Annotated in this window: 24 protein-coding genes; 18 read left to right on the plus strand and 6 right to left on the minus strand. The window is 46.3% G+C overall.

Annotated features, from left to right (window positions below; all coding sequences use genetic code 11):
• Together MHI44_RS15815 and MHI44_RS15820 are read left to right on the plus strand one after the other, a co-directional pair.
• Positions 1–321: a hypothetical protein gene (locus MHI44_RS15815; protein ID WP_003233665.1), complete on the plus strand. Its 321-nt coding sequence runs from the start codon at positions 1–3 to the stop codon at positions 319–321.
• A 23-nt stretch (positions 322–344) separates the two neighbouring features.
• Entirely contained in the window at positions 345–1,172 is an 828-nt protein-coding gene (locus tag MHI44_RS15820; protein WP_003242564.1) for a YihY family inner membrane protein, read from the plus strand.
• A gap of 198 nt (positions 1,173–1,370) precedes the next feature.
• Here MHI44_RS15820 and MHI44_RS15825 read toward each other — a convergent pair whose 3' ends face one another.
• A complete protein-coding gene (locus MHI44_RS15825) occupies positions 1,371–2,546 on the minus strand; it encodes an MFS transporter (protein WP_339202388.1) in 1,176 nt (391 codons plus the stop codon).
• A gap of 167 nt (positions 2,547–2,713) precedes the next feature.
• On the opposite strand from MHI44_RS15825, the gene cax reads away from it, so the two are divergent.
• Together cax and MHI44_RS15835 are read left to right on the plus strand one after the other, a co-directional pair.
• Entirely contained in the window at positions 2,714–3,769 is a 1,056-nt protein-coding gene (gene cax / locus MHI44_RS15830; RefSeq protein ID WP_003242902.1) for a calcium/proton exchanger, read from the plus strand.
• A gap of 70 nt (positions 3,770–3,839) precedes the next feature.
• Positions 3,840–4,634, plus strand: coding sequence for a YfkD famly protein (locus MHI44_RS15835; RefSeq protein WP_003233657.1), 795 nt, complete (start codon positions 3,840–3,842; stop codon positions 4,632–4,634).
• A 38-nt stretch (positions 4,635–4,672) separates the two neighbouring features.
• Here MHI44_RS15835 and mscC read toward each other — a convergent pair whose 3' ends face one another.
• Both mscC and yfkAB read right to left on the minus strand, forming a co-directional pair.
• Positions 4,673–5,515: a mechanosensitive ion channel protein MscC gene (gene mscC / locus MHI44_RS15840; RefSeq protein WP_251188083.1), complete on the minus strand. Its 843-nt coding sequence runs from the start codon at positions 5,513–5,515 to the stop codon at positions 4,673–4,675.
• Positions 5,516–6,637: a radical SAM/CxCxxxxC motif protein YfkAB gene (yfkAB, locus tag MHI44_RS15845; protein WP_003233655.1), complete on the minus strand. Its 1,122-nt coding sequence runs from the start codon at positions 6,635–6,637 to the stop codon at positions 5,516–5,518.
• A 144-nt stretch (positions 6,638–6,781) separates the two neighbouring features.
• Between yfkAB and MHI44_RS15850 the strand changes: the two genes are divergently transcribed.
• Together MHI44_RS15850 and pdaA are read left to right on the plus strand one after the other, a co-directional pair.
• Complete coding sequence (locus tag MHI44_RS15850; protein ID WP_003223132.1) at positions 6,782–6,967, plus strand: SE1561 family protein; 186 nt, start codon at positions 6,782–6,784, stop codon at positions 6,965–6,967.
• Between the two features lie 100 nt (positions 6,968–7,067).
• Positions 7,068–7,859 (plus strand): delta-lactam-biosynthetic de-N-acetylase, encoded by a 792-nt coding sequence (gene pdaA / locus MHI44_RS15855; protein WP_339202394.1) that lies wholly within the window; start codon positions 7,068–7,070, stop codon positions 7,857–7,859.
• Positions 7,860–7,896: 37 nt separating this feature from the next.
• On the opposite strand, the gene MHI44_RS15860 is transcribed toward pdaA, so the two are convergent.
• A complete protein-coding gene (locus MHI44_RS15860; RefSeq protein WP_003243106.1) occupies positions 7,897–8,757 on the minus strand; it encodes an NAD(P)-dependent oxidoreductase in 861 nt (286 codons plus the stop codon).
• A 98-nt stretch (positions 8,758–8,855) separates the two neighbouring features.
• Positions 8,856–9,815, minus strand: a complete 960-nt coding sequence (corA, locus tag MHI44_RS15865; RefSeq protein WP_003233650.1) for a magnesium/cobalt transporter CorA — start codon at positions 9,813–9,815, stop codon at positions 8,856–8,858.
• Positions 9,816–9,932: 117 nt separating this feature from the next.
• Between corA and MHI44_RS15870 the strand changes: the two genes are divergently transcribed.
• The 12 genes from MHI44_RS15870 to MHI44_RS15925 all read left to right on the plus strand — a co-directional run bounded on the left by MHI44_RS15870 (position 9,933) and on the right by MHI44_RS15925 (position 23,284).
• The gene (locus MHI44_RS15870; protein ID WP_317680116.1) at positions 9,933–10,796 is read left to right on the plus strand and encodes a DNA-3-methyladenine glycosylase; all 864 of its coding nucleotides are present in this window, start codon (positions 9,933–9,935) and stop codon (positions 10,794–10,796) included.
• Positions 10,797–10,909: 113 nt separating this feature from the next.
• Positions 10,910–12,310, plus strand: a complete 1,401-nt coding sequence (rlmD, locus tag MHI44_RS15875; protein WP_015252551.1) for a 23S rRNA (uracil(1939)-C(5))-methyltransferase RlmD — start codon at positions 10,910–10,912, stop codon at positions 12,308–12,310.
• 572 nt (positions 12,311–12,882) lie between these two features.
• On the plus strand, positions 12,883–13,167 hold the full coding sequence (locus MHI44_RS15880; RefSeq protein WP_021481197.1) for a YfzA family protein: 285 nt from the start codon (positions 12,883–12,885) through the stop codon (positions 13,165–13,167).
• A 736-nt stretch (positions 13,168–13,903) separates the two neighbouring features.
• The gene (locus MHI44_RS15885; protein ID WP_015715509.1) at positions 13,904–14,881 is read left to right on the plus strand and encodes a tRNA-dihydrouridine synthase; all 978 of its coding nucleotides are present in this window, start codon (positions 13,904–13,906) and stop codon (positions 14,879–14,881) included.
• 192 nt (positions 14,882–15,073) lie between these two features.
• Entirely contained in the window at positions 15,074–15,526 is a 453-nt protein-coding gene (locus MHI44_RS15890) for a DUF6884 domain-containing protein (RefSeq protein ID WP_167407977.1), read from the plus strand.
• Positions 15,527–15,555: 29 nt separating this feature from the next.
• On the plus strand, positions 15,556–16,245 hold the full coding sequence (locus MHI44_RS15895) for a hypothetical protein (protein WP_069322455.1): 690 nt from the start codon (positions 15,556–15,558) through the stop codon (positions 16,243–16,245).
• A gap of 231 nt (positions 16,246–16,476) precedes the next feature.
• A complete protein-coding gene (gene acoA / locus MHI44_RS15900) occupies positions 16,477–17,478 on the plus strand; it encodes an acetoin:2,6-dichlorophenolindophenol oxidoreductase subunit alpha (RefSeq protein ID WP_339202397.1) in 1,002 nt (333 codons plus the stop codon).
• Between the two features lie 3 nt (positions 17,479–17,481).
• Positions 17,482–18,510 (plus strand): acetoin:2,6-dichlorophenolindophenol oxidoreductase subunit beta, encoded by a 1,029-nt coding sequence (gene acoB / locus MHI44_RS15905; RefSeq protein WP_339202398.1) that lies wholly within the window; start codon positions 17,482–17,484, stop codon positions 18,508–18,510.
• 13 nt (positions 18,511–18,523) lie between these two features.
• Positions 18,524–19,720: an acetoin dehydrogenase complex dihydrolipoyllysine-residue acetyltransferase gene (acoC, locus tag MHI44_RS15910; protein WP_339202399.1), complete on the plus strand. Its 1,197-nt coding sequence runs from the start codon at positions 18,524–18,526 to the stop codon at positions 19,718–19,720.
• 20 nt (positions 19,721–19,740) lie between these two features.
• A complete protein-coding gene (gene acoL, locus MHI44_RS15915; protein WP_032723005.1) occupies positions 19,741–21,117 on the plus strand; it encodes an acetoin dehydrogenase complex dihydrolipoyl dehydrogenase in 1,377 nt (458 codons plus the stop codon).
• A 116-nt stretch (positions 21,118–21,233) separates the two neighbouring features.
• Positions 21,234–23,051, plus strand: a complete 1,818-nt coding sequence (acoR, locus tag MHI44_RS15920) for an acetoin dehydrogenase operon transcriptional activator AcoR (RefSeq protein ID WP_339203567.1) — start codon at positions 21,234–21,236, stop codon at positions 23,049–23,051.
• 53 nt (positions 23,052–23,104) lie between these two features.
• Positions 23,105–23,284, plus strand: coding sequence for a small acid-soluble spore protein H (locus MHI44_RS15925; RefSeq protein WP_339202401.1), 180 nt, complete (start codon positions 23,105–23,107; stop codon positions 23,282–23,284).
• 35 nt (positions 23,285–23,319) lie between these two features.
• On the opposite strand, the gene MHI44_RS15930 is transcribed toward MHI44_RS15925, so the two are convergent.
• A complete protein-coding gene (locus tag MHI44_RS15930; protein WP_010886445.1) occupies positions 23,320–23,649 on the minus strand; it encodes a YnfA family protein in 330 nt (109 codons plus the stop codon).
• Positions 23,650–23,651: the final 2 nt, after the last annotated feature.

Consider the following 23,651-nt stretch of genomic DNA (forward strand, 5'->3'; position numbering starts at 1 on the left):
ATGAACAACGAACGTTTAATGCTGAAAGGGATATTTCTCGGAGCTGCGGCAGGTGCGGCGTTATCACTGCTCCATAAGCCGACAAGACAGGCGTGCGGCATGAGATGGCTGACATGCAAGCATAAACTTTCACTGTATAAAAGCAATCCGGAGCTGTTAAAAAACACTGTTATCACAAAAGTGGATGAGGCCAAAAAGCTCGCCCAAACGCTTTCAAAGGAAGTCGACTTTGTGAACCAGCAGGTGAAAGAGCTGAAGAAAACAACGCCGCAAGTGATGGAACTCGTGCAAGAAACGAAAGAGCATTTTTCAAAAAAATGATCAAACATGCGAGGTGAGACGACATGAGTTTTTTGAAAGAGCTTTTCAGCAGATACACCCTTCATGAAGGACAAAGTAAATCAGCGGAGCTGGCGTATTTTTTTCTATTATCACTGTTTCCGTTTTTGATTTTTATGCTGACGCTCACCGCGTATCTTCCGCTTTCTACCGATGATGTTTTAGGAGTCATAGAACAATATGCTCCCGCCAGTGCGATGTCTCTCGTTGAATCCATTACCCATCAAACCTTAAATAATCGAAATGGCGGTTTGCTGTCATTCGGGATTATCGCCGCATTATGGTCTGCGTCTAATGGAATGAACGCGATCGTCCGGTCGCTAAACCACGCGTATGATGTGGAAGAAAACCGCTCTTTTATCATTGTTCGTCTAACCTCGATTTTTTTGACGATTGCCATGGTATTTACGATTTTAGTGGCTTTGCTTCTGCCGGTATTTGGCCGGGAGATTGGAAGGCTCGCTTCTGACTTTGTCGGCGCGTCGGATCTGTTTTTATCCGTCTGGGCCGCCATTCGCTGGGGTGTCAGCCCGCTTGTGCTTTTGATTGTTTTTTCCGCGCTGTATGTGATTGCGCCGAACAAAAAGCTGTCTCTCCGGTTTGTCATGCCGGGTGCGGTCTTTGCGACCATCGGCTGGATCATTGTCAGCACATTGTTTTCATTTTACGTCAGCACGTTTGCGAACTATAGCGCCACTTACGGGAGCATCGGGGGAATCATCGTTCTGATGATTTGGTTTTACTTGAGCGGCATTTTAATTATCCTAGGCGGAGAAATCAACGCTCTTTTACATAAACGTAAAAAGCTTCCTGATGAAAATCCCTACCATTAGCGCACCCTATAAACGAACTTCGGTTCAAAAAGAAGTCGGGGGGATATCGTGATGACCAAGCATACGAAAAAAGGCGGAAGCCATAACAAACAAAACTCGAAAAGCAAATCGAGCCATAAAACAAGCGGAAGCGCCAACGGACAAAACGGCTACCATTAGCATAAAAGCCTCCTGACATGATGTCAGGAGGCTTTTTGATTAAGAAGATGAAGAATAGGTTTCAGCCGGTGACCAGCTTTTCGGTTTGCCCAGCACAAGGGCCAGCCACACAGCGCTAAGCGTGAGAGTAATGAAGTAGAACAAGTTTGCGCTTTCAAATGTCTGCATATACCAGCCGCCGGCAACCGGGCCGAGGATGCTGCCGAGACTGAATGTAATGCCGCAAAGCAGGTTTCCCGCCGGCAGGAGATGAGACGGAAGAAGATCTGTCATATAGCTGATGCCAAGTGTAAAGGTTGATCCGACTGCCATTCCTGCAATAAAAAAGCAGCCGCCGATCACGTAAGGCGAAGGAAATACACCGGCGATGAAAAAGCAAAGAGCCCCAGTCAGCAAAATCACCAGCAGCACATTCCGCCTGCCGTATTTATCGCTGAGGATGCCGAGCGGAAACTGAAAGATAATGCTTCCAATCGCAAATGCGGGAAGTATGATCGCTACTGCGTCTACTGATATCCCCAAACGGAGCGCGTACACCGGAAAGCTTCCGTTCAGCGCCGTTTCCAGAAAGCCATAGCCAAATGTAGGCATAAAGGCAACCCACCCAAACAGCATGGCCTGATAAAATCGCCTGAAACTATTGTCTGATTTGGTTTCATGAGGACTGGTTTCCGGGTATGCATTTTGTAGAAAGAAAACAAAAAGCCACGCAAACAGACTGATGCAGCCGGACACGATAAAAGGAAGCGACGGACTCAGCTTGACAAGCGGCACCATGAACGGGCCTGCGGCAAAGCCAAGGCCAAAGGAAAGCCCATAAATAGACAGGTTTCTTCCGCGATTTTGTTTTGATGACATGGAGGTCACCCACGTTTGCGTAGAGAAGTGAAGCATGTGGTCGCCGATTCCAATGAACAGGCGAAGCAGGAACCAGACCCAAACTGACTGAAGCCAAATAAATCCGAATAAGCTTAAAATGACAATGCTTCCGCCCATGACGATCAGCGGCTTGAACCCGAGCTTTCTGAGCGGCGCTTCCATAAACGGCGAAGCCAAAAGCACACCGATATACAGCCCGGTCGCGTGCAGGCCGTTGATAGCAGTGGATTCTCCATTTGTTTCAAAAATGATTGAAATGACAGGCAGCAGTATGCCTTGTGAAAACCCGGAAATGGATACGAGCAAGACAAGGATAAAGAAATGAAATCGTGACATCGTGTCAGTTCTCCTTATGTGGAATCTATGTTGATCGTACAACGTTTTCCAAAAGCAGGCAACCTGAAAAAAGCCTATATCACGCTATACATTTGCCCTCGTGTAATCATGAAGGTTTTTGTGAAGAATAAAAATAAAACAAGTCATAAAAAAGGAGCTATTTCACCATGAATCGTATCTTTTTTATTTTAGTGGCGGCCGGTGTTCCGCTTTCTGTGATTGGCAGTTTGATGCATTGGCCTTCCGCGGTTCTTTTTGCCGTTTATTGCGTGACGATTATCGCGCTTGCAAGCTATATGGGGAGGGCGACAGAATCACTTTCCATCATTGCAGGACCGCGTATCGGCGGTTTGTTGAATGCCACCTTCGGGAATGCGGTGGAGCTGATTATTTCCCTTTTTGCATTAAAGGAAGGCCTGACAGGAATCGTGCTTGCCTCTTTAACCGGTTCAGTGCTGGGGAACCTGCTGCTGGTAGCGGGCCTATCGTTTTTTGTCGGCGGTTTAAAATATAAGCGGCAGGAATTTAATATCCATGATGCCCGCCATAATTCCGGGCTTCTGATTTTTGCCATCATTGTCGCCTTTGTGATTCCGGAGGTATTCTCTGTTGGTATGGGGAACGCCAGCAAACTCAATTTAAGCATCGGCATCAGCATCATTATGATTCTGTTATATGTGGCGGCGCTGTACTTTAAACTTGTCACGCATCGGGGCGTTTATCAGCCGAATAATGCCGCTCAGACTGAAGAAGAGGAAGAGCCGGAATGGTCAGGGAAGGTTGCGACGATTGTCTTGTTTGCGGCAACGATTGTGGTTGCATACATATCCGAAAACCTGGTCCATACCTTTCACTCGGTGGCTGAACAGTTCGGGTGGAGCGAGCTGTTTATCGGGGTCATCATCGTGGCGATTGTAGGAAATGCGGCGGAGCACGCGTCAGCGATTATTATGGCCTTCAAAAATAAAATGGACATTGCGGTTGAAATTGCAGTCGGCTCTACGCTGCAGATCGCTATGTTTGTCGCACCGGTTCTCGTCATCTGTTCTATCTTTTTTCCGACAAGCATGCCGCTTGTATTTACATTGCCTGAGCTCGTCGCGATGGTATCAGCGGTTCTCTTGATGATCGCGATTTCGAATGACGGGGATTCCAACTGGTTTGAAGGGGCGACACTGCTTGCTGCATATGTCATTATGGCGATCGGCTTTTTCCTTCTTTAACCTGAAAAAATGATGGATAACAACAAAGCGGGATGAAAAGACTAAGGGAAAATGCCATAGAAAGAGTGATATGATGAAAAAGCTATTTCATTCCACACTTATCGTGTTGTTATTCTTTAGTTTTTTCGGCGTTCAGCCCATCCACGCGAAAAAGCAGTTTAAGGTTCCTAATTCTGTCGCAAGCATTTCAAAGGAAAACACGTATCCGAATGCTTCACAGGATCAGCCAATGCTTCAGCCGAGCAAGCTGGCAAAGGAATTGCTCGATCATTCTGAGGTGAAGATTGAAAATCCGCATCTCATCAAAATGCTGAATGAATCCAACATATCCGGCACACCGCTTGCAGTAGGGTACCGGGCGACAATATTTCTCGGGAAATGGGCGCTCGGCTATGAATCAAATGAAACAGTCGCAAACTGGGAATATAAAAAAATCAATACAAACCGTGCGGATAACCGCGGCGGGAAAGAAACGGCTGAAATGCATTATGCCCAGGAACAGCAGTACAGAGTGAAGGGCGGCCTGACAGCTAAAGTTCCAAATGCTGAAGATGTCAAAAGCATGATGATGCAAAAAGCAATGAAGAAAACGAACCTTCCGCTTGCATTTGAGACGGTCATTGGGGCTGGCACAAAACGGGATCAGATTTATAAAGTCGCTCCTAAAAAAATCGGTTATTTACATGCATATGCACCGGCTGTGAATGAAAAAGGAAAAGTGACTTACGGAGAAGTGTACTTAGTGCTGAAAGGAAATAAACGAAAACTCGTCGTGAAAAATGTCACGTCACAGGGCATCGGCGCGTGGATTCCGGTTCAAGATCATGTCACATTTGGCTTTCAGCTTTCCTCACTGCCAAGATAAATAAAAAACTGATTCCAACTCGGAATCAGTTTTTTTGTTTATTGGGTTCTCTCGATTCGGACCGCTTCCTCAAGCATTTGCACATTGTTTTGGTAGAGCTGGCGAACGAGAACCCGTCTGACTGCAAGGCTGGCACTGAAATAATCATCATCTTTCACCATGCCTTTAACCGTAAATTCGACGCCGCGATTGATTTTATTCAATGCGGTGATGCCGTGGATTTGAAACGGTTCTGTCGGATTGCCGAATTCATCCCGCTTCAATGAATCACGAAGCTCTTCATTCAGCATGTCACATGCCTCTTCCAACACGCTGTACACGCGGTCCGGATCTTCTTTAAAGCTGATAAGAAAGGATTCGGTAATCCGCATAAAATCAATATTATAGTTCTCTATTTGTCTGACCTCGCCGTTGCTGATGGTGAGCAGCTTCCCGCTCCATTCCCGGATTTGCAGCGAGCGGAGGCCGATTTCCTCCACTGTCCCGTTGAACAAGTTGTTGACGGTGACATAATCGCCTTTGTGCAGCTGGCGTTCATATATTAAGAACACACCAGCCAGCACATCTTTGATCAGCGATTGGGCGCCAAAACCGATCACGATACCTGCTACGCCCGCCCCGGCCAATATCTTGCCGAAATCATGCACAAATAAAGAAATAACGTAAAAGATAAAACCAATTGTCGCCGTATACTGGGTGACAGAACGGACAAGGCTTTCAATCGTTTTTTCCTTTTTTTCTTCAATAAAATCCGTCCGTTTAAAAAATAGCTGTACCAGCTGGTTGATGATAAAGACACCGATCCAAAGGATAACGGCAACGAGGAGAATATCGACGATTTTATTTTGAAAAATCTCCGTAAGTGTTTCTTTCATCCGCATCTAACTCCTGGCTTGACGTTTTGTGAAGTCTGTATCCTGATAATAACTGTTTTTGACAAGGACATTCGGTCCGAGGCACCGGACATTCGGGCAGTGGCAACTTAGTTCCTTCGCAAGCTTGGTCTCTCTCCACTTTTCATAGGCGGAAGGGAGGCTGTCCGTCTGAATGTTGCCAAGCGGCGGGGTATCACCGAAATCGGTCACGATAATGTTTCCATCGAAAATGTTCACATTCAGGCGGGACCGGCCGTCAGGGTCATTTCGCACTGTGACGTTTTTCGCCGCGCGAAGCCGGCGAAGCAGCTTTTGGTCGTCTTCGTCCGGACTGCAGGCATAAAACGGCAGCGTTCCGAACAGCATCCACGTATTTTCATCACGAATATCCAGCAAGCGGTGAATGGCCTGTCTCATCTCTTTCAGGCTGAGGGATTCAAGAGCGCTTGCGAAATCGCTTGGATACATTGGGTGGACCTCGTGACGCTGACATTTCATATCTTCTGTGATTTGGCGGTGAATATGCTCAATATGCGGAAGTGTTCGTTTGTTCAGCATCGTTTCCGCAGATACCATTACTCCGGCATCCACGAGCGTGCGGCTGTTTTCGATCATTTTTTCAAAATAGCGCGCGCGCTGTTCGAAGGTCGGTTTTCTGTCCATCATGGCAAAGCCGATTTCAGCAAAATCTTCAACTGTACCCCAGTTGTGAGAAATATGTAGCACATCGAGATATGGAATGATCCATTCGTACCGCTCGATGTCGAGGGTCAGATTTGAATTAATTTGTGTCCGCACACCCCGTTCATGGGCATATTTCAATAAAGGAACAACATATTCTTTTACTGATTTCAGCGAAAGCATCGGCTCTCCGCCTGTGATGCTGATGGATCTGAGGCGCGGGATTTCCTCCAGCCGTTTTAACAGAAGATCTATTGGCAGAGCATTCGGGTCTTTAGGCTGCAATGTATAGCCTACAGCACAATGCTCGCATCTCATATTGCACAGTGTCGTCGTTGTGAATTCAACGTTTGTCAGCTGCATGTCTCCGTATTGGTCAACATCCATATAGGCTTCCCAAGGGTCAAACTCGGGCGTAATCGGACGCAGCTTCGTGTTTTGTGTCATGACTATCTAACTCCTTTATAAATGGGCATACTAACGCTGCCAACAGTTAATTTTAGACCTGATTTGCCAAGATCGCAAGTAGCGCGGCGATTGAAAAACGGCAAAAAATGAGCTACCATAATAAAAAATGAATGGAGGAACAGAATGGGGAACGCCGTAAACAATAAAGATCAGCAGATTGATTATTTAAAGAACAGACTTGACATGTTTATGAACGTCATCGATTCATTAGACCCTGAAGCAACCGACGTTGAAGATATAGACAGGCTCATCAGCATGCTTGATGACCTGGAAGCCAAATACGAACGTTTTAAAAAAGATTGGGAATAAAACCGCGCGCCCGCCGCGGTTTTTTTATTGGCATAAAGCAACAGTATAAAACAAAGCCCCTATCTGTAAAATAAGAAAAAATGCAGAAGGAGCGCTGGCCATGAAGTGGATGTGTTCAATATGCTGCGCCGCCGTATTGCTTGCCGGAGGTGCAGCACAGGCGGAAGCGGTGCCGAATGAGCCGATTAATTGGGGCTTTAAACGAAGTGTCAATCATCAGCCGCCAGATGCCGGGAAGCAGCTGAACAGTTTAATTGAAAAATATGACGCGTTTTATTTAGGGAATACAAAGGAAAAAACGATTTACTTAACGTTTGATAACGGATATGAAATTGGCTATACGCCAAAAGTGCTTGATGTCTTAAAAAAACATCGCGTAACAGGAACGTTTTTTGTCACCGGGCATTTCGTAAAGGACCAGCCTCAGCTGATCAAACGAATGTCAGATGAGGGCCATATTATCGGCAATCATTCCTTTCACCATCCGGATTTAACGACAAAAACAGCTGATCAGATTCAGGATGAACTTGATTCAGTCAACGAAGAGGTTTATAAAATTACGGGAAAGCAGGACAACCTGTATTTGCGTCCGCCGCGCGGCGTGTTCAGTGAGTACGTACTGAAAGAAACGAAACGCCTCGGCTATCAAACCGTTTTCTGGTCGGTCGCTTTTGTTGATTGGAAAATCAACAACCAAAAGGGAAAGAAATATGCCTACGATCATATGATCAAGCAGGCGCACCCGGGAGCCATTTACCTGCTTCACACCGTATCGAGGGACAATGCAGAAGCGCTGGATGACGCGATTACAGATCTGAAAAAACAGGGCTACACTTTTAAAAGCATTGATGATCTGATGTTTGAGAAAGAAATGAGGCTGCCGTCTTTGTAAAAGAGAAAGACCTCTCCTTAAACGGAGAGGCTTTTCTTTATTTTATACATTTAATCAGTGCGGCCCAGTCCAGATCCCCGAAGCCTTTCTCAATCCCGCTTTCAAAATGGCTCTTGGCCAGCTCGGCAAGAGGAAGATTTGCAGAAACCCGTTTTGCGGCGGCGAGTGCCAGGTTGGTATCCTTCAGCCCTAAAGACATTTTGAAGCCGGCCGGCTCAAATTTCTGCTCGGCCATAATGGTTCCGTAATTTTGATAGACTGGAGAACCAAAGAGCGCGCTGGCGATTTCTAAAAATTGTTTTTGTTCTAAGCCGTATTTCTCCATCATTAAAAAGGATTCAGATAACGCCTCCAGCATGGACACAAGCAAGAAATTAATGCTGATTTTGGCTGCATTTGCCGTCTTGCTTTCTTCGCCGACGTCAAATATCTGCTGGCTCAGGCTGTCGAGCAGAGGCTTGGCAGCTTGCTTTGCTTCCGCCGGTCCGGCTGTTATGATACGGAGCGCGGCTTTGGCTGCGGCATCCGGTCTGCCAAGGACAGGAGCGGCGAGAAAAAATTGTCCTTTCTCTGCATGAGCCGCTGCGAGCTTTTCTGAGAACTCAACACTGATTGTGCTCATCGAGATGTGAATGCCGTTCTCTGCTAATCCTTCAAGCAGCCCGTCTTCTCCGAATGTCACGGTGCTGACAGAATCATCATCTGCAAGCATTGTGATGACAATATCAGCGGATTTTGCCGCCAGCCGCGGCGTATCAGCTGCCTGTGCGCCTTCTGTGACAAGGTCTTCTGTCTTTTGTTTCGTCCGGTTATAGACAGTCAATTCGTAGCCTGCTTGAAGAACATTTCGGGCAATGGGCTGTCCCATATTGCCGAGTCCGATGACAGCAATTTTCAATCTGATCACTCCCTGAATATTTTTTCCATTATAAACAATATGAACAGAATATGCATAGCGATCGGCTTACAACAAAAAAGAACAGCTGCTCGCTGTCCTCATTTAAAAATATTGAACCATCCTTTATGTACAAACCAAATCAGCATTCCAATCACAAGCGCGGCCATCAGGCCAAGTACAGCGAAATATCCGTATTTCCAATGCAGTTCCGGCATAAAGTCGAAGTTCATACCGTATACACCGGCAATAAAGGTGAGCGGGATGAAAATGGTTGATACGATCGTCAGTGTCATCATAATCGCATTCATCCGGTTTGAGTTTAGCGTCACGTAGCTGTCACGCAAGTCGGACGTCATGTCACGGTTGGATTCCACAATTTCAGACAACTTTAACAAATGATCATATATGTCGCTGAAGTAGGCTTTCGTTTCCCGCTGCTCTTTCACATGGTCAAGGCTTAAAATCCGATAGAGCAAATCACGCATCGGGATAATCGTCCGTCTCAAATGCAATAGGTCTGTTCTGAGATCAAACACCTCGTTCATCAGCGTTCCATACGTTTTGTGGGGACGGCTTTCTTCAATTTCATTCAGCCGGTCTTCAATTTTATACACGAGAGGAAAATATTCATCAACAAGCTGATCCATGATCATATAAGAAATATGCCCGGGCCCTTTTTTCAATATGTCCGGTGAAGCATACAAACGCTCCCGGACTTTAGCGATACCGGGCGTTTCGTGTAAATGAAAGGTGACGACAAATTTTTCGCCTTGAAAGATATCGACTTCCTCCGTCTCAAGTGTTTCCTTATTCAGCGCATGAATCACGTAAAAACGATAGCCGTCATAATGGTCAAGCTTCGGCCGCTGCATATGCTGGAAGCAATCCTCAATGGCAAGCGGGTGAAAATGAAAAAAATCTCTCAATAACGCCGTTTCCGTATCCTCCGGGCCGTAAAAATCAACCCAGTACCATGCAATATCAGGCTGTTCCACTCGTTCGATTGGTATATTTTTCAGCAGCTGATGCTCTGTTGTGATTGCGGTAATGTTGATCATAAACAACCCTCCACCTGCCATTATATCATGCGGTCTTTATGAGAAAAGTATACGGTACTCTCTGCCTAATTCAAGCGGCATGTTATACTGAACAAAAACGGAAAAAGGGTGGATCTCATGTGGAAGGAAAAAGTATCTGTCACGCCTCCGTATCATTTTGACCGCGTGCTGGACAGGCTGTCTTTAGACCCCCTCAATGCTGTTGATCGAGAGGCGAGGGAAGTCCGTGTCCCAATCAGAAATCAAGCGGGGGACGTATGTATTGTAAAGGTACAGGCGTTAGGCCATGCGGGCGAGCCTGAGTTCCTCGTCAGCGGGGAAACGGATCAGGATGAGATGATGAAGGAAATCAAGCGGATTTTTCAATGGGAACATCATTTGCAGCACGTTCTGGATCATTTCTCAAAAACGAGCCTGTCCGCCATTTTTGAAGAGCATGCCGGGACACCGCTTGTTCTGGACTACAGTGTGTACAACTGCATGATGAAATGCATTATCCACCAGCAGCTCAATCTTTCCTTCGCTTACACGCTAACAGAACGGTTTGTTCATGCGTTTGGCGAGCAGAAGGATGGCGTGTGGTGCTATCCAAAGCCGGAAACGATTGCGGAACTCGATTATCAGGATCTGCGTGATCTGCAATTCAGCATGAGAAAAGCGGAATACACCATTGATACATCAAGGATGATCGCAGAAGGCACACTCAGCTTGTCAGAGCTGCCGCATATGGCGGATGAAGACATTATGAAGAAACTGATCAAAATCAGGGGTATCGGCCCGTGGACCGTGCAAAACGTCCTCATGTTCGGACTTGGCCGTCCCAATTTATTCCCGCTTGCCGATATCGGCCTCCAGAATGCCATCAAACGCCACTTTCAGCTGGACGATAAGCCGGCAAAGGATGTCATGCTGGCGATGAGCAAGGAGTGGGAGCCTTATTTAAGCTATGCGTCTTTGTATTTGTGGAGGAGTATAGAATAATTCGTCTGACAATGAAGGAAATCCTGCAAACGTGTTATACTAGAAAGATGTGAAAAAACCATTTCACTTTCTGCCATCCGCAGAAAGCTTCATATAGAAACGGAGAGAACAACGTGAACCAACAAAAGAAACAGGCGCCCGTCGAACTGAAGGTCGGACAAACCTTTCCGCTGACGATTAAGCGTCTCGGCATTAACGGAGAAGGTGTCGGCTATTTTAAGAAAAAAGTCGTCTTCGTGCCCGGCGCGCTTCCTGGCGAAGAAGTTGTTGTGCAGGCCACAAAGGTCCAGCCGAAGTTTTCGGAGGGCCGCATTAAGAAAATCCGCAAGGCATCTGAGCACCGGGTGGCACCGCCTTGCCCTGTTTATGAACAATGCGGCGGATGTCAGCTTCAGCACCTTGCATACAGCCAGCAGCTTCGGGAAAAACGCGATATCGTCATTCAGTCTCTTGAACGCCATACGAAGTTTAAAGTTGAAAACATGGAAATCAAAGAAACGATTGGCATGGACAACCCGTGGAATTACCGCAATAAAAGCCAATTCCAGATCGGGCGCTCGCAAAGCGGCAGCATCATCGCCGGCTTATACGGCCTTGATTCTCATGACATCGTGCCGATTAAAGACTGTATCGTTCAGCATCCGGCAACGAACAAAACAACAGGCATCGTCCGCCGCATTTTAGAGGACTTCAATGTGTCTGTTTATAATGAAAGAAAACGAAAAGGTGACGTTCGCACGATCGTGACGAGAGTCGGCTTTGAAACAGGCGAAGTGCAGGTCGTGCTTGTAACCGCAAAAGAAACGCTTCCGCACAAGGAAGAAATCGTCAAAGCGATTCAAAAGCGATTGCCAGAGGTCAAATCCATTATTCAGAATGTAAATGGTGCGAAAACCTCAGTGATTTTTGGTGAGAAAACAAAACCGCTCGCCGGAAAAACAGTGATTCAAGAAGTGCTCGGCGACGTATCTTTTGAATTGAGCGCCCGCGCTTTCTTCCAGCTCAATCCGGAACAGACCGTCAAGCTGTATGATGAAGTGAAAAAAGCGGCGCAGCTGACCGGAAAAGAAAAAGTCGTTGATGCGTATTGCGGCGTCGGCACTATCGGCATGTGGGTTGCGGACGGAGCAAAGGAAGTCCGCGGCATGGACGTCATCAAGGAATCAATTGACGATGCCAAGAAAAACGCCAAAAAACACGGCATGGCAAATGCCACATACGTAACAGGAACAGCCGAGCACTGGCTCCCGAAATGGACGAAAGAAGGCTTCCGCCCGGACGTCGTCATTGTAGACCCGCCAAGAACGGGCTGTGACAGCACGTTCCTGGACACGATCAAAAAAGTCAAACCGAAACGCTTCGTCTACGTTTCCTGCAATCCATCCACGCTTGCGAAGGATTTGCAGACGCTGTCGAAGGACTATCGCGTGGACTATATTCAGCCTGTCGATATGTTTCCGCAGACGGCGCATGTTGAAGCAGTGGCGAGACTTGTATTGAAATCGTCTAACTAAAAAGAACATTTCCCAGTCATAAAATAGTTTTCCTAATAAGACCTGGATTTCGGTAAAATAAACAATTCCGATTTCCGGGTCTTTTTCGTGCACAGCCCTTGTCCTAACTGTCTTTCCCCAATTTTATCTTCCTTCTTTTCTCGGAGATCTTTATTTTAACTGGCGAAAAGAATTGAAAAAACGTGTTGAAAAGCGGGTGAAAAAAAGCGTTATTTAACCGGAAAAATTTCCTTCCAGTATGATTAAAATACATGAGTAAAATGATGTAAAATCATAGATATATTTTTCATAATTTGCAAAATTATATATTGACTTGCAGTTATTACGTGTGAAATATTGATTATAGGAATATAAGGAAAGGTATGGCGTATATCATTTCAAGAGTCATTCGATGTAAAAAGTTGAAACATTGTAATAAACGAAAGAGGTGAAAATGATGGCCAACCCCATTTTAAAATGAATAACGTATGAGCACTAAAATAATAGTGCCGAGACGATAAAAACTATTACAGTAATACCAACAATGGTTATACTAGCTAAAAAGTATTGCAGAGAAGGAAATGGATAACTAAATGGATAAAGTATATAAAAAACGACCGTTATATAAAAGAAGTTGGTTTCAAACATTTTTGGCATTTTTAGTATCTCAGCTTTATTTTAATTTTGTAGAATTAACGGGATGGGGTCCTAAGTATAGAGAAATGAATGGATTCCCAGCAAACATAGTTGAACTAGATTTCTTTCAAACATATCTTTCATTCTATGATAATCCATGGTTTAATATTATTACTGTTTTCTTGGGAGTTTTCACTATTATACAAATAATTACAGGGATAACAAAGGATATTCGAAATTAAAGCAATAACTTCTGATGCCTTATTTAATGATGAAAGAAAATGAACACTTTCTTAATTATCTTATGAGTGAAGACTGCGACATTTAGTCAGCAGTCTATTTTATTGGTTCTGGATCAGGATTACCGAATTATAACCCTATACAAATATATAGTAGGTTGCCACTTGCTGCGTTGGTTATTTTCTAAATCATGAGCAAATCCCAAATGATTCAGATTGAAGTTCTTGAATTCTTTTAAATAAGGATTTATTTTCTCTTCTCATCCTCTTTACTCCATGTGATTCACAAGTGGTAGCAGCTTAAGTAGAGTTTTTTTTATTCTCTTGAGTACTCAGTTATACCACCCCCAACTCAATTTGCTTTATCTCTATTAGTTTTTCCGCAAATATGATATAGAGATACGGATATGGTGTAGTGTTAAATATCTTATCTTCAATAACAGGGCAATTATTTTGCGTTGGTAATATGGAGAACTCATATGATATTCTATTTAGGTTGGAATCCTTTTTATCCAAAAGTTCAAAAGTAAGGCCACTAAGAAAGACGAAGGTCAGCGCGAGTTAACCACAATATAAAAAATAGGGTAGATAATCATCCCACGTGAAATGTTCAAAATTTACTATAGATTGATAAGAAATGCTTTCGCATGCGATAAGTGTAAAAAGAAGCATGGTCAGTATTTTAATATTGAGATAAAGGTATAGCCGTATCCCCTAATGAAAGGATTTGATTTTTGTTATGACAGAAAATTTCTGGCGTGAATTGCCACGGCCATTTTTTGTACTGGCACCAATGGAAGATGTGACAGATGTTGTTTTCCGGCATGTAGTAAGTGAAGCAGGCAGACCGGATGTGTTTTTTACAGAGTTCACAAACTCAGAGAGCTATTGCCACCCGGATGGGAAGGATAGCGTGCGCGGCCGTTTGACTTTTACAGAGGATGAACAGCCAATTGTGGCCCATATATGGGGAGATAAGCCTGAAAACTTCCGTAAAATGAGTATTGGCATGGCAGAGTTAGGATTTAAAGGACTAGATATCAATATGGGCTGTCCTGTGCCTAATGTGACACAGAACGGTAAGGGAAGCGGTCTTATCCGCCGGCCGGAAGTTGCAGCAGAGTTAATACAAGCAGCAAAAGCAGGGGGATTGCCCGTAAGCGTAAAAACAAGACTTGGTTTCACGGATGTAGACGAATGGCGCGAGTGGCTGACACACATACTGAAACAGGATATTGCCAATCTTTCTATTCATCTGCGCACAAGAGCAGAAATGAGCAAAGTAGATGCGCATTGGGAACTCATCCCGGAGATTAAGAAACTTCGTGACGAGGTGGCACCAGATACATTGTTAACAATAAACGGGGATATCCCTGACCGCCAAACTGGCTTGAAACTTGCTGAACAATACGGTGTTGATGGAATTATGATTGGGCGTGGTATTTTTACAAATCCATTTGCCTTTGAAAAGGAGCCGAAAGAGCATAGCAGCAAGGAATTGCTTGATCTCTTAAGGCTGCATCTGGATCTTCATGATAAATATTCAGCATTAGAAGCCCGTCCGTACAAGCCTCTTCCTCGCTTTTTCAAAATTTATCTCCGCGGGTTCCGAGGGGCAAGTGAATTAAGAAATCAATGCATGAACACAAAGTCAACAGATGAAGTGCGTGCATTGCTCGACGACTTTGAGAGAAAGTATCTTGATGGGATAGAGTAACTGCAGTGCTTGATTCAAAAAAGGCTAACAAAATAAAGGGATTTTTACACAATTCTTGACTAAAATACCTGGATTTTCGGTAAATCTGGGTCTTTTTTGTACGCAGCTTTACTCAGCCTGTCTTTTCTCTAATTTATTGTAAGAAAATAATGGTATATTTAGTGGAGATATCTTATAAAGGGGGAGAGAAAAATGAAACGGCTATGCATCATCCCCTGCGGCAAGAAAAAAATCTGGGACGTCCAGCCTGATGCCGGGCCGGTAAGAGCAGAGGACGCTTATCTCAGCCCGTTTCATCAGGTGTGCGAGCGGTATGCGAAAGCATTTTTCGATGAGTGGGTGATTTTGTCTGCGAAGCACGGGTTCCTCCGCCCTAATGATCTCGTTTCGGGAAATTACGATGTCACTTTTGGCACCGGTCATCCGGAAATCATGACAGCGGACGAGCTGAGCCGCCAATTTCACGAAAAAGGCTTTTCTGATATCGAAGAGCTAGTCATGCTTGGCGGAAAAAAATATCGAAGCGTTCTAAACGCCGTCATCGGAGAGCACCAGCATATCAGCTGGCCGCTATCATCATACAAAGGCATAGGCTACATGCTCCAAGCGCTGAACCGAGCTGTTGAAGAAAAGCATGAACTGTAGCACGTATATAAGAAGAAAAGAGTGTGAACATGAAAAAACTTGTGTTTGGCTTGCTTGCCATTGCGTTATTCGGATGCGGACTATATATCTATCATGTATGGTTCGGTGATCCATTTTCGAAAAATGCTGCAGAACAGAAGCTAGTCTCTTATGTGAAACAAACCTATCCTAAGAAAGAAATCAAGATCACGAATGGGGTATATAACGCTAAAACCTCTGAATATGTATTCGAAGCAACCTCCCAATCTCATCGCTACCCAATGTGTACGAAGGGATTTCTGCATCCTAAAGTAACGTGCGATGGAATTGAAGAAGCGTATACCGAATCAGTAGCAAAACATGTAAATGAAGAAGCAACGAAGGCAATCGAAGCAGATCTGAAAAAAGCGGTTCCTCGACTTATAAAAGCTGATGCTGCTTTGAGTATTGAAAACGGACAGTTCACGTTAGATACAAAATGGAACAAACAGCTGGCTGAAAAAGCGCCTATGAGCATGACGATTCAGTTAGACGCCAGCGGGTTATCAAAAACAGATGCCGCAAAGATGGCGGAAACGGTCAGAAAAACGCTTAATGAAAAGGGATATACATACTCAAACGGCACGATAGACTGTATGCAGAAGGACGGGGACGGCGGTATTGGATATGTCAAATATTCAATTGATTTTCTTTCAAAAGCAGCTATTCAGTCAAACGATGCAGAGGAACTAGGAAGTTAAAAAGATTTCCAAGGAAATAAATACGTCGATCATTGTCAAAGGCCGGGTGATATCCGGTCTTTTTTTTGCATGCTGTAAAACTAGACAAATGAATCAGTTTGAGACAAAACGAGACACACGTCTCAAACTGTCTCCAAGGTGAAGACGAGAAGACTGATTTTACGGGCTCAAAAGACTGGCACACTTCTTGCATTTTTAATGGTGAACCCTAAATAGAAGGAGGCGCACAAAATGGAATTGTTAAAACGAGAGGGCTTGTCATTAACTGAGGAAAAAGCGCTGTGGATGTACCAAAAGATGCTGGAGATCAGGGGCTTTGAAGACAAAGTGCATGACCTGTTCGCCCAGGGAGTGCTTCCCGGATTCGTTCATTTATATGCCGGTGAGGAAGCCGTGGCTGTAGGGGTGTGCGCTCATTTACATGATGGCGACAGCATTACAAGCACCCACAGGGGACATGGACATTGTATCGCCAAAGGCTGTGACCTGGACGGCATGATGGCGGAAATTTTCGGGAAAGCGACCGGATTGTGCAAAGGCAAGGGCGGTTCTATGCACATTGCGGATCTTGATAAAGGCATGTTAGGCGCAAATGGAATCGTCGGGGGCGGCTTTACGCTCGCATGCGGATCAGCGCTCACGGCTAAATATAAACAGACTAAAAATGTAAGCGTTTGCTTTTTTGGGGACGGGGCAAATAACCAAGGCACCTTCCACGAAGGGCTGAATTTAGCGGCTGTATGGAACCTTCCTGTCGTATTTGTTGCTGAAAACAACGGCTATGGCGAAGCCACCCCATTTGAGTACGCATCAGCCTGTGAATCAATCGCCGATCGGGCGGCTGCTTATAACATGCCGGGGGTTACAGTTGACGGCAAAGATATTTTAGCAGTTTACCAGGCAGCCGAGGAAGCGATAGAAAGAGCAAGAAACGGCGGCGGCCCGTCTTTGATTGAATGTATGACCTACAGAAACTACGGCCATTTCGAAGGAGATGCCCAAACCTATAAAACGAAGGATGAAAGAGTTGAGCACCTTGAAGAAAAAGATGCCATTCAAGGCTTTAAAAACTACCTTTTAAAAGAAACAGATGCTAATAAGCTGTCAGACATTGAACAGCGTGTCAGCGAATCGATTGAAAAAGCCGTCTCGTTCAGCGAAGACAGCCCATATCCAAAAGATTCGGAGCTGCTGACAGATGTGTATGTGTCATATGAAAAAGGAGGAATGTAAGAGATGGCGAGAGTCATAAGCATGTCAGACGCGATCAATGAAGCAATGAAGCTTGCGATGAGAAAAGACGAAAATGTGCTTTTGATCGGTGAGGATGTCGCCGGGGGAGCGGCGGTCGATCATTTGCAGGATGATGAAGCATGGGGCGGTGTATTAGGGGTCACAAAGGGACTCGTACAGGAATTCGGGCGTACAAGAGTGCTGGACACTCCGATTTCTGAGGCAGGCTATATGGGAGCGGCTATGGCTGCGGCATCAACCGGTTTGAGACCGATTGCCGAGCTGATGTTTAACGATTTTATCGGCACGTGCTTTGATCAGGTGATCAACCAAGGGGCGAAATTCCGTTATATGTTCGGCGGAAAAGCGCAAGTGCCGATTACCGTCCGCACCACATACGGAGCAGGGTTCCGGGCCGCTGCCCAGCATTCACAATCGCTGTATGGCCTTTTCACGAGCATCCCTGGACTGAAGACAGTTGTTCCATCCAATCCGTATGATGCCAAAGGTCTTTTGCTTGCAGCAATAGAAGATAATGATCCGGTGTTCTTCTTTGAAGACAAAACGTCCTACAACATGAAGGGCGAGGTGCCGGAAGATTATTATACAATTCCCCTCGGAAAAGCGGATATCAAACGCGAAGGCAATGATGTTACGCTCTTTGCAGTCGGCAAGCAGGTCAATACTGCGCTTGAAGCGGCTGCACAGCTTTCAGAGAGGGGCATCGAAGCCGAGGTCCTTGATCCCCGCAGTCTGTCTCCTCTGGATGAGGATGCGATTTTCACATCGTTAGAAAAAACAAACCGGCTGATCATCATTGATGAAGCCAATCCGCGATGCAGCATTGCCACGGATATTGCTGCGCTTGTCGCTGACAAGGGCTTTGATTTGCTTGATGCGCCGATTAAACGGATTACAGCGCCGCATACACCAGTGCCGTTTTCACCAGTGCTTGAAGATCAATATTTGCCGACACCAGATAAAATTATCAGCGTCACGCTTGAATTGCTTGGCGAGCCGGCAATGAATTAAAGGGGGGACACAAATGGCGGTAAAAGTAGTGATGCCAAAATTGGGAATGGCCATGAAACAAGGGGAAGTATCGATATGGAATAAAAAAGTAGGCGACCCGGTTGAAAAGGGAGAAAGCATTGCCAGCATTCAATCGGAGAAAATTGAAATGGAGATCGAAGCGCCTGAAAAAGGAACGCTGATCGACATCAAAGTGAAAGAGGGTGAAGAGGTTCCGCCCGGCACTGCAATCTGCTACATCGGGGACGCCAATGAGTCGGTGCGGGAAGAGGCAAGCAGGCCTGCTGCTGAAGACAATATGCCGCAAGCCGTCCAGCCCGTCAAACAAGAAAACAAACCCGCAGCCTCCAAAAAAGATCGAATGAAAATATCTCCAGTCGCCAGGAAAATAGCAGAAAAAGCAGGATTAGACCTAAAACAACTGAAAGGAACTGGACCAGGCGGACGAATCGTGAAGGATGACGTAACAAAGGCTCTTGCTGAACAGAAAAAAGATCAGGCAAAGCCTGTTTCGGAGCAGAAAGCGCAGGAAATCCCGGTGACAGGCATGAGAAAGGTCATCGCTGCCCGAATGCAGGAAAGCCTGGCAAACAGCGCGCAGCTGACGATCACGATGAAAGCTGATATCACCAAGCTTGCCACTCTTCAAAAACAGCTTTCACCAACTGCGGAAGAGAGATACGGCACAAAACTGACGATCACTCATTTTGTCTCAAGAGCCGCCGTTCTCGCTCTGCAAGCTCACCCTGTGCTGAACAGCTTTTATCAAAATGAGCGCATCATCACACATCCCCATGTGCACCTTGGTATGGCTGTAGCCTTGGAAAATGGCTTAGTGGTGCCTGTCATCCGCCATGCTGAAAAGCTATCGCTGATTGAACTGGCTCAATCCATCTCAGAAAATGCCAAAAAAGCACGCGAGGGACGTGCGGGAAGCGAAGAACTGCAAGGCTCTACCTTCTCCATTACAAACCTTGGCGCGTTTGGAGTTGAGCATTTCACACCGATACTAAATCCGCCGGAAGCAGGCATTCTCGGCATCGGAGCAAGCTATGACACACCGGTGTATCAAGGGGAGGAGATCGTCAGAAGCACGATCCTGCCACTCAGCCTGACATTTGATCACAGAGCGTGTGACGGCGCCCCTGCCGCTGCATTCCTGAAGGCGATGAAAACATATTTGGAAGAACCCGCAGCATTAATTTTATAGGAAAAGCAGGTGAAAACGACATGACATTAGCCATTATCGGCGGCGGACCTGCAGGCTATGCGGCTGCGGTTTCCGCGGCACAGCAGGGCAGAAACGTGCTGCTCATTGACAAAGGCAAGCTTGGGGGGACCTGCCTGAATGAAGGCTGCATCCCGACAAAGTCTTTGTTAGAAAGCGCAAACGTTCTTGATAAAATCAAGCATGCCGACAGCTTTGGAATCGAACTTCCGGCAGGTGCGATATCAGTCGATTGGAGTAAAATGCAAAGCCGAAAACAACAGGTTGTCAGTCAGCTTGTCCAAGGCGTTCAGTACCTAATGAAGAAAAATCAAATACAGGTTGTAAAGGGAACAGCCTCCTTTCTTTCTGAAAGAAAGCTCTTGATCGAAGGAGAAAACGGAAAAGAAATCAGAGAGGCGGACCAAGTATTGATTGCCTCCGGGTCAGAGCCAATCGAGCTGCCTTTTGCCCCATTTGACGGCGAATGGATCCTCGACAGCAAAGACGCGCTTTCTCTTTCCGAGATTCCGTCTTCACTAGTCATTGTCGGCGGCGGTGTCATCGGGTGTGAGTATGCAGGGCTGTTCGCCAGATTGGGATCGCAGGTGACCATCATTGAAACAGCGGACCAGCTGATCCCGGCTGAAGATGAAGATATTGCCCGTCTCTTTCAGGAGAAACTTGAGGAAGACGGTGTCGAAGTGCATACTTCATCCAGATTAGGGCGGGTGGATCAAACGGCCAAAACGGCAATATGGAAAAGCGGTCAGCGAGAGTTTAAAACGAAGGCCGATTATGTGCTGGTGGCGATCGGCAGAAAACCCCGTCTTGACGGATTGCAGCTGGAACAGGCCGGAGTTGATTTTTCTCCAAAGGGCATTCCGGTGAATGGGCACATGCAGACGAACGTGCCTCATATTTACGCGTGCGGAGATGCTATAGGGGGCATTCAGCTCGCGCATGCCGCTTTCCATGAGGGCATCATCGCTGCTTCTCATGCTTCCGGAAGGGATGTCAAAATCAATGAGAAACATGTGCCGCGCTGCATCTATACGTCCCCGGAAATCGCGTGTATCGGAATGACAGAACGACAGGCAAGAAGCATATACGGGGATGTGAAGATCGGCGAATTTTCATTTTCCGCAAACGGCAAGGCGCTCATTAAACAGCAAGCGGAAGGAAAGGTCAAAATCATGGCTGAACCGGAATTCGGCGAAATCGTGGGTGTCTCGATGATTGGCCCGGATGTAACCGAGCTCATCGGCCAAGCGGCAGCGATCATGAATGGTGAGATGACGGCAGATATGGCGGAGCATTTTATCGCCGCCCATCCGACTTTATCGGAAACATTGCACGAGGCGCTGCTAAGCACGATCGGGCTTGCAGTACATGCATAATAAGAGGAAAAGCAGGCGCATGGATATAAGGCGTCTGCTTTTTTTATTGTTGAAAGCGCTTTATTTTTCCCCTACAATAGATGAAAACGGCGTGTAAGGGAGGAGCGATCAAGGAAATGAATTCGGTCCCAAACGATTTGCAAACCTGGAAACGTTTTGTGAAAGACGGTGTGCTTGACGAAGCCCGAATAAGAAAACGGATCGCCGAGTCATGGCATCGCTGCAAAAAAGCTGAGGTCAATCCTTATTTAGAAAAAGGCCCGAGGGTTTTACAGCAAACGGAGCTGGATCAGCAGTCAAAAAAGCATTCATTCTTCCTGACGACCGCAAAGCCTTACCTCGAAAAACTGCTGCCTGCCATAAAAGAAATGGAAATGATGGCGCTGTTAATTGATTCAGATGGTGTTGTACTGGCATTGGACGGCCATCCCCGCGCGCTCTATGAAGCCAAACGCATCAATTTCGTCGAAGGGGCATGCTGGACAGAAACGGCTGTCGGAACAAATGCGATTGGCACGGCGCTCCACATCAGCGAGCCGGTTGCAATACAAGGATCAGAGCATTACTCTATCGCTTCCCATCTTTGGAACTGTTCAGCTGCTCCGATTCACCATGAGGATGGCAGCCTTGCGGGTGTAATTGACATATCATGCCCGGCGGCAGGCGCGCATCCTCATATGCTTGGTATTGCCACGGCGATTGCCTATGCCGCTGAACGGGAACTCGCAGCTAAAAGCCGTGAGAAAGAGCTGGAGCTGATCAGCCGTTTTGGGGAGAGAGCTGCATCCAGTGTGCCGATGGTGCTCTGTAATACCAAGCAGCACATCATCAGTGCGAGCATGCCGATTCGAACCTCAATGCCGGATTGGCAGGGCCGGCACCTGTACGAGTTGAAGGAACGGGGCTATTCAATCGAAAATGCTGTCACCATAGGAGATGGCGGCACTTGTTTTTATCTTTCGGAACAAAAGAAAAAGAAGGCGTTTCGATTCAATGGAGTGATCGGGCAAAGCGGCCGATCGCAAGCGATGCTGATGCACCTTGAACGAGCAGCTGCGACGGATGCAACGGTCTGTTTGTCGGGTGAAACGGGTACGGGGAAGGAGGTCGCGGCTCGCGCGCTTCATGAGAACAGTGAGAGACGGCACGGTCCGTTTGTTGCTGTCAATTGCGGAGCGATTCCGTCTGATTTGATTGAAAGCGAACTGTTCGGCTATGCAGAGGGCGCTTTTACGGGAGCGAAGCGAAATGGCTATAAAGGCGCTTTTCAAAAAGCGAATCAAGGCACATTGTTTTTAGATGAGATCGGAGAAATCTCCCACTCGATGCAGGTTGCGCTTTTGCGTGTGCTTCAGGAACGCAAGATTACGCCAATCGGCGGGGCAAAAGAAATTCCGGTTGATATCAGAGTCATTGCCGCCACACATTGTGATTTACGCGAGCTTGCCGAAAGCGGAAAAATCAGAGAGGACTTGTTTTACCGCCTTCATGTCTATCCAATTGAACTTCCTCCATTGCGCGATCGCCCCGAGGATATTCCGGACCTCTTCGAGTACTTCAAACAGAAGAATCATTGGCCAGGCGAACTTCCTTCTGATTTTTGCGAGGTGCTGAAGCATTGGAAGTGGCCGGGAAATATCCGTGAGCTATTTAATGTGTTTGAACGTCTTTCCATCAGATTTCCGGAAGGCGGGCTTGGGGATGAGCCGCTTTCCGCTTTACTGGAAGCCGCTGGACTGCCGGTCAGCACTGCAGAAAAACAGCCCGCTGCTGCCGGCGTGCTCAAACTTCGTGAGCAAATCCAAAAAGATATGATGATCAAAGCGCTTGAATCTGCAAAAGGAAACGTCTCTCAAGCCGCAAAAATCAGCGGGATCCCCCGAAGCACTTTCTACAAACGCCTGAAAAAATTCAACTTGTCCGCTGAATCATAAAGCATACTTCCTTCAGGAAATGGAAACGTTATGTATTGAAGGAGGGTGTTACGATGAATATTCAAAGGGCGAAAGAAATTGTAGAATCTCCCGACATGAAGAAAGTAACATATAACGGCGTTCCTATTTACATTCAGCACGTAAATGAAGAAACTGGAACAGCAAGAATTTATCCGCTTGACGAACCGCAAGATGAGCATGAAGTGCAGCTGAACAGCTTAAAAGAGGATTAAACAAAAATGGCCCGCTTCATAAGCAGGCCATTTTGTTATCCGCGCGGCGCAAATAAAATAACACAGACACCGATGAGACAAATGAATGCGCCGATCCAATCATACAGATCAGGTGTTTTCCGGTCAACAAGCCATCCCCACAGGACCGCAAGCACGATGAATACCCCGCCATAAGCGGCGTATACACGGCCGAAAGATGGGAAGGACTGAAACGTCGGAAGAATGCCGTATACAATGAGGATCAGCGCCCCGGCAATTCCGTAGCCGGCTGGCTTTGCCTCTCTCAGCCATAGCCAAACCAGATATCCGCCGCCAATTTCAGCAAGCCCTGCCGCGAGAAATAAAAGAATGGTAATCAGCATCATGA

Origin of the sequence: Bacillus sp. FSL K6-1366 (genome assembly GCF_037976695.1) — a bacterium.
Taxonomy (GTDB): domain Bacteria; phylum Bacillota; class Bacilli; order Bacillales; family Bacillaceae; genus Bacillus; species Bacillus subtilis.

Excerpts from the sequence above, each read along its gene's own strand:
- MHI44_RS15835 (WP_003233657.1), top strand. The coding sequence starts at position 3,840 with ATGATGAAAAAGCTATTTCATTCCACACTTATCGTGTTGTTATTCTTT.
- acoB (WP_339202398.1), top strand. The coding sequence starts at position 17,482 with ATGGCGAGAGTCATAAGCATGTCAGACGCGATCAATGAAGCAATGAAG.
- acoA (WP_339202397.1), top strand. The coding sequence starts at position 16,477 with ATGGAATTGTTAAAACGAGAGGGCTTGTCATTAACTGAGGAAAAAGCG.
- acoR (WP_339203567.1), top strand. The coding sequence starts at position 21,234 with ATGAATTCGGTCCCAAACGATTTGCAAACCTGGAAACGTTTTGTGAAA.
- MHI44_RS15820 (WP_003242564.1), top strand. The coding sequence starts at position 345 with ATGAGTTTTTTGAAAGAGCTTTTCAGCAGATACACCCTTCATGAAGGA.
- MHI44_RS15850 (WP_003223132.1), top strand. The coding sequence starts at position 6,782 with ATGGGGAACGCCGTAAACAATAAAGATCAGCAGATTGATTATTTAAAG.
- MHI44_RS15880 (WP_021481197.1), top strand. The coding sequence starts at position 12,883 with ATGGATAAAGTATATAAAAAACGACCGTTATATAAAAGAAGTTGGTTT.
- MHI44_RS15925 (WP_339202401.1), top strand. The coding sequence starts at position 23,105 with ATGAATATTCAAAGGGCGAAAGAAATTGTAGAATCTCCCGACATGAAG.
- MHI44_RS15815 (WP_003233665.1), top strand. The coding sequence starts at position 1 with ATGAACAACGAACGTTTAATGCTGAAAGGGATATTTCTCGGAGCTGCG.
- pdaA (WP_339202394.1), top strand. The coding sequence starts at position 7,068 with ATGAAGTGGATGTGTTCAATATGCTGCGCCGCCGTATTGCTTGCCGGA.
- MHI44_RS15895 (WP_069322455.1), top strand. The coding sequence starts at position 15,556 with ATGAAAAAACTTGTGTTTGGCTTGCTTGCCATTGCGTTATTCGGATGC.
- MHI44_RS15885 (WP_015715509.1), top strand. The coding sequence starts at position 13,904 with ATGACAGAAAATTTCTGGCGTGAATTGCCACGGCCATTTTTTGTACTG.
- yfkAB (WP_003233655.1), bottom strand. The coding sequence starts at position 6,637 with ATGACACAAAACACGAAGCTGCGTCCGATTACGCCCGAGTTTGACCCT.
- acoC (WP_339202399.1), top strand. The coding sequence starts at position 18,524 with ATGGCGGTAAAAGTAGTGATGCCAAAATTGGGAATGGCCATGAAACAA.
- MHI44_RS15825 (WP_339202388.1), bottom strand. The coding sequence starts at position 2,546 with ATGTCACGATTTCATTTCTTTATCCTTGTCTTGCTCGTATCCATTTCC.
- corA (WP_003233650.1), bottom strand. The coding sequence starts at position 9,815 with ATGATCAACATTACCGCAATCACAACAGAGCATCAGCTGCTGAAAAAT.
- MHI44_RS15930 (WP_010886445.1), bottom strand. The coding sequence starts at position 23,649 with ATGATGCTGATTACCATTCTTTTATTTCTCGCGGCAGGGCTTGCTGAA.
- acoL (WP_032723005.1), top strand. The coding sequence starts at position 19,741 with ATGACATTAGCCATTATCGGCGGCGGACCTGCAGGCTATGCGGCTGCG.
- cax (WP_003242902.1), top strand. The coding sequence starts at position 2,714 with ATGAATCGTATCTTTTTTATTTTAGTGGCGGCCGGTGTTCCGCTTTCT.
- MHI44_RS15890 (WP_167407977.1), top strand. The coding sequence starts at position 15,074 with ATGAAACGGCTATGCATCATCCCCTGCGGCAAGAAAAAAATCTGGGAC.
- mscC (WP_251188083.1), bottom strand. The coding sequence starts at position 5,515 with ATGCGGATGAAAGAAACACTTACGGAGATTTTTCAAAATAAAATCGTC.
- MHI44_RS15870 (WP_317680116.1), top strand. The coding sequence starts at position 9,933 with ATGTGGAAGGAAAAAGTATCTGTCACGCCTCCGTATCATTTTGACCGC.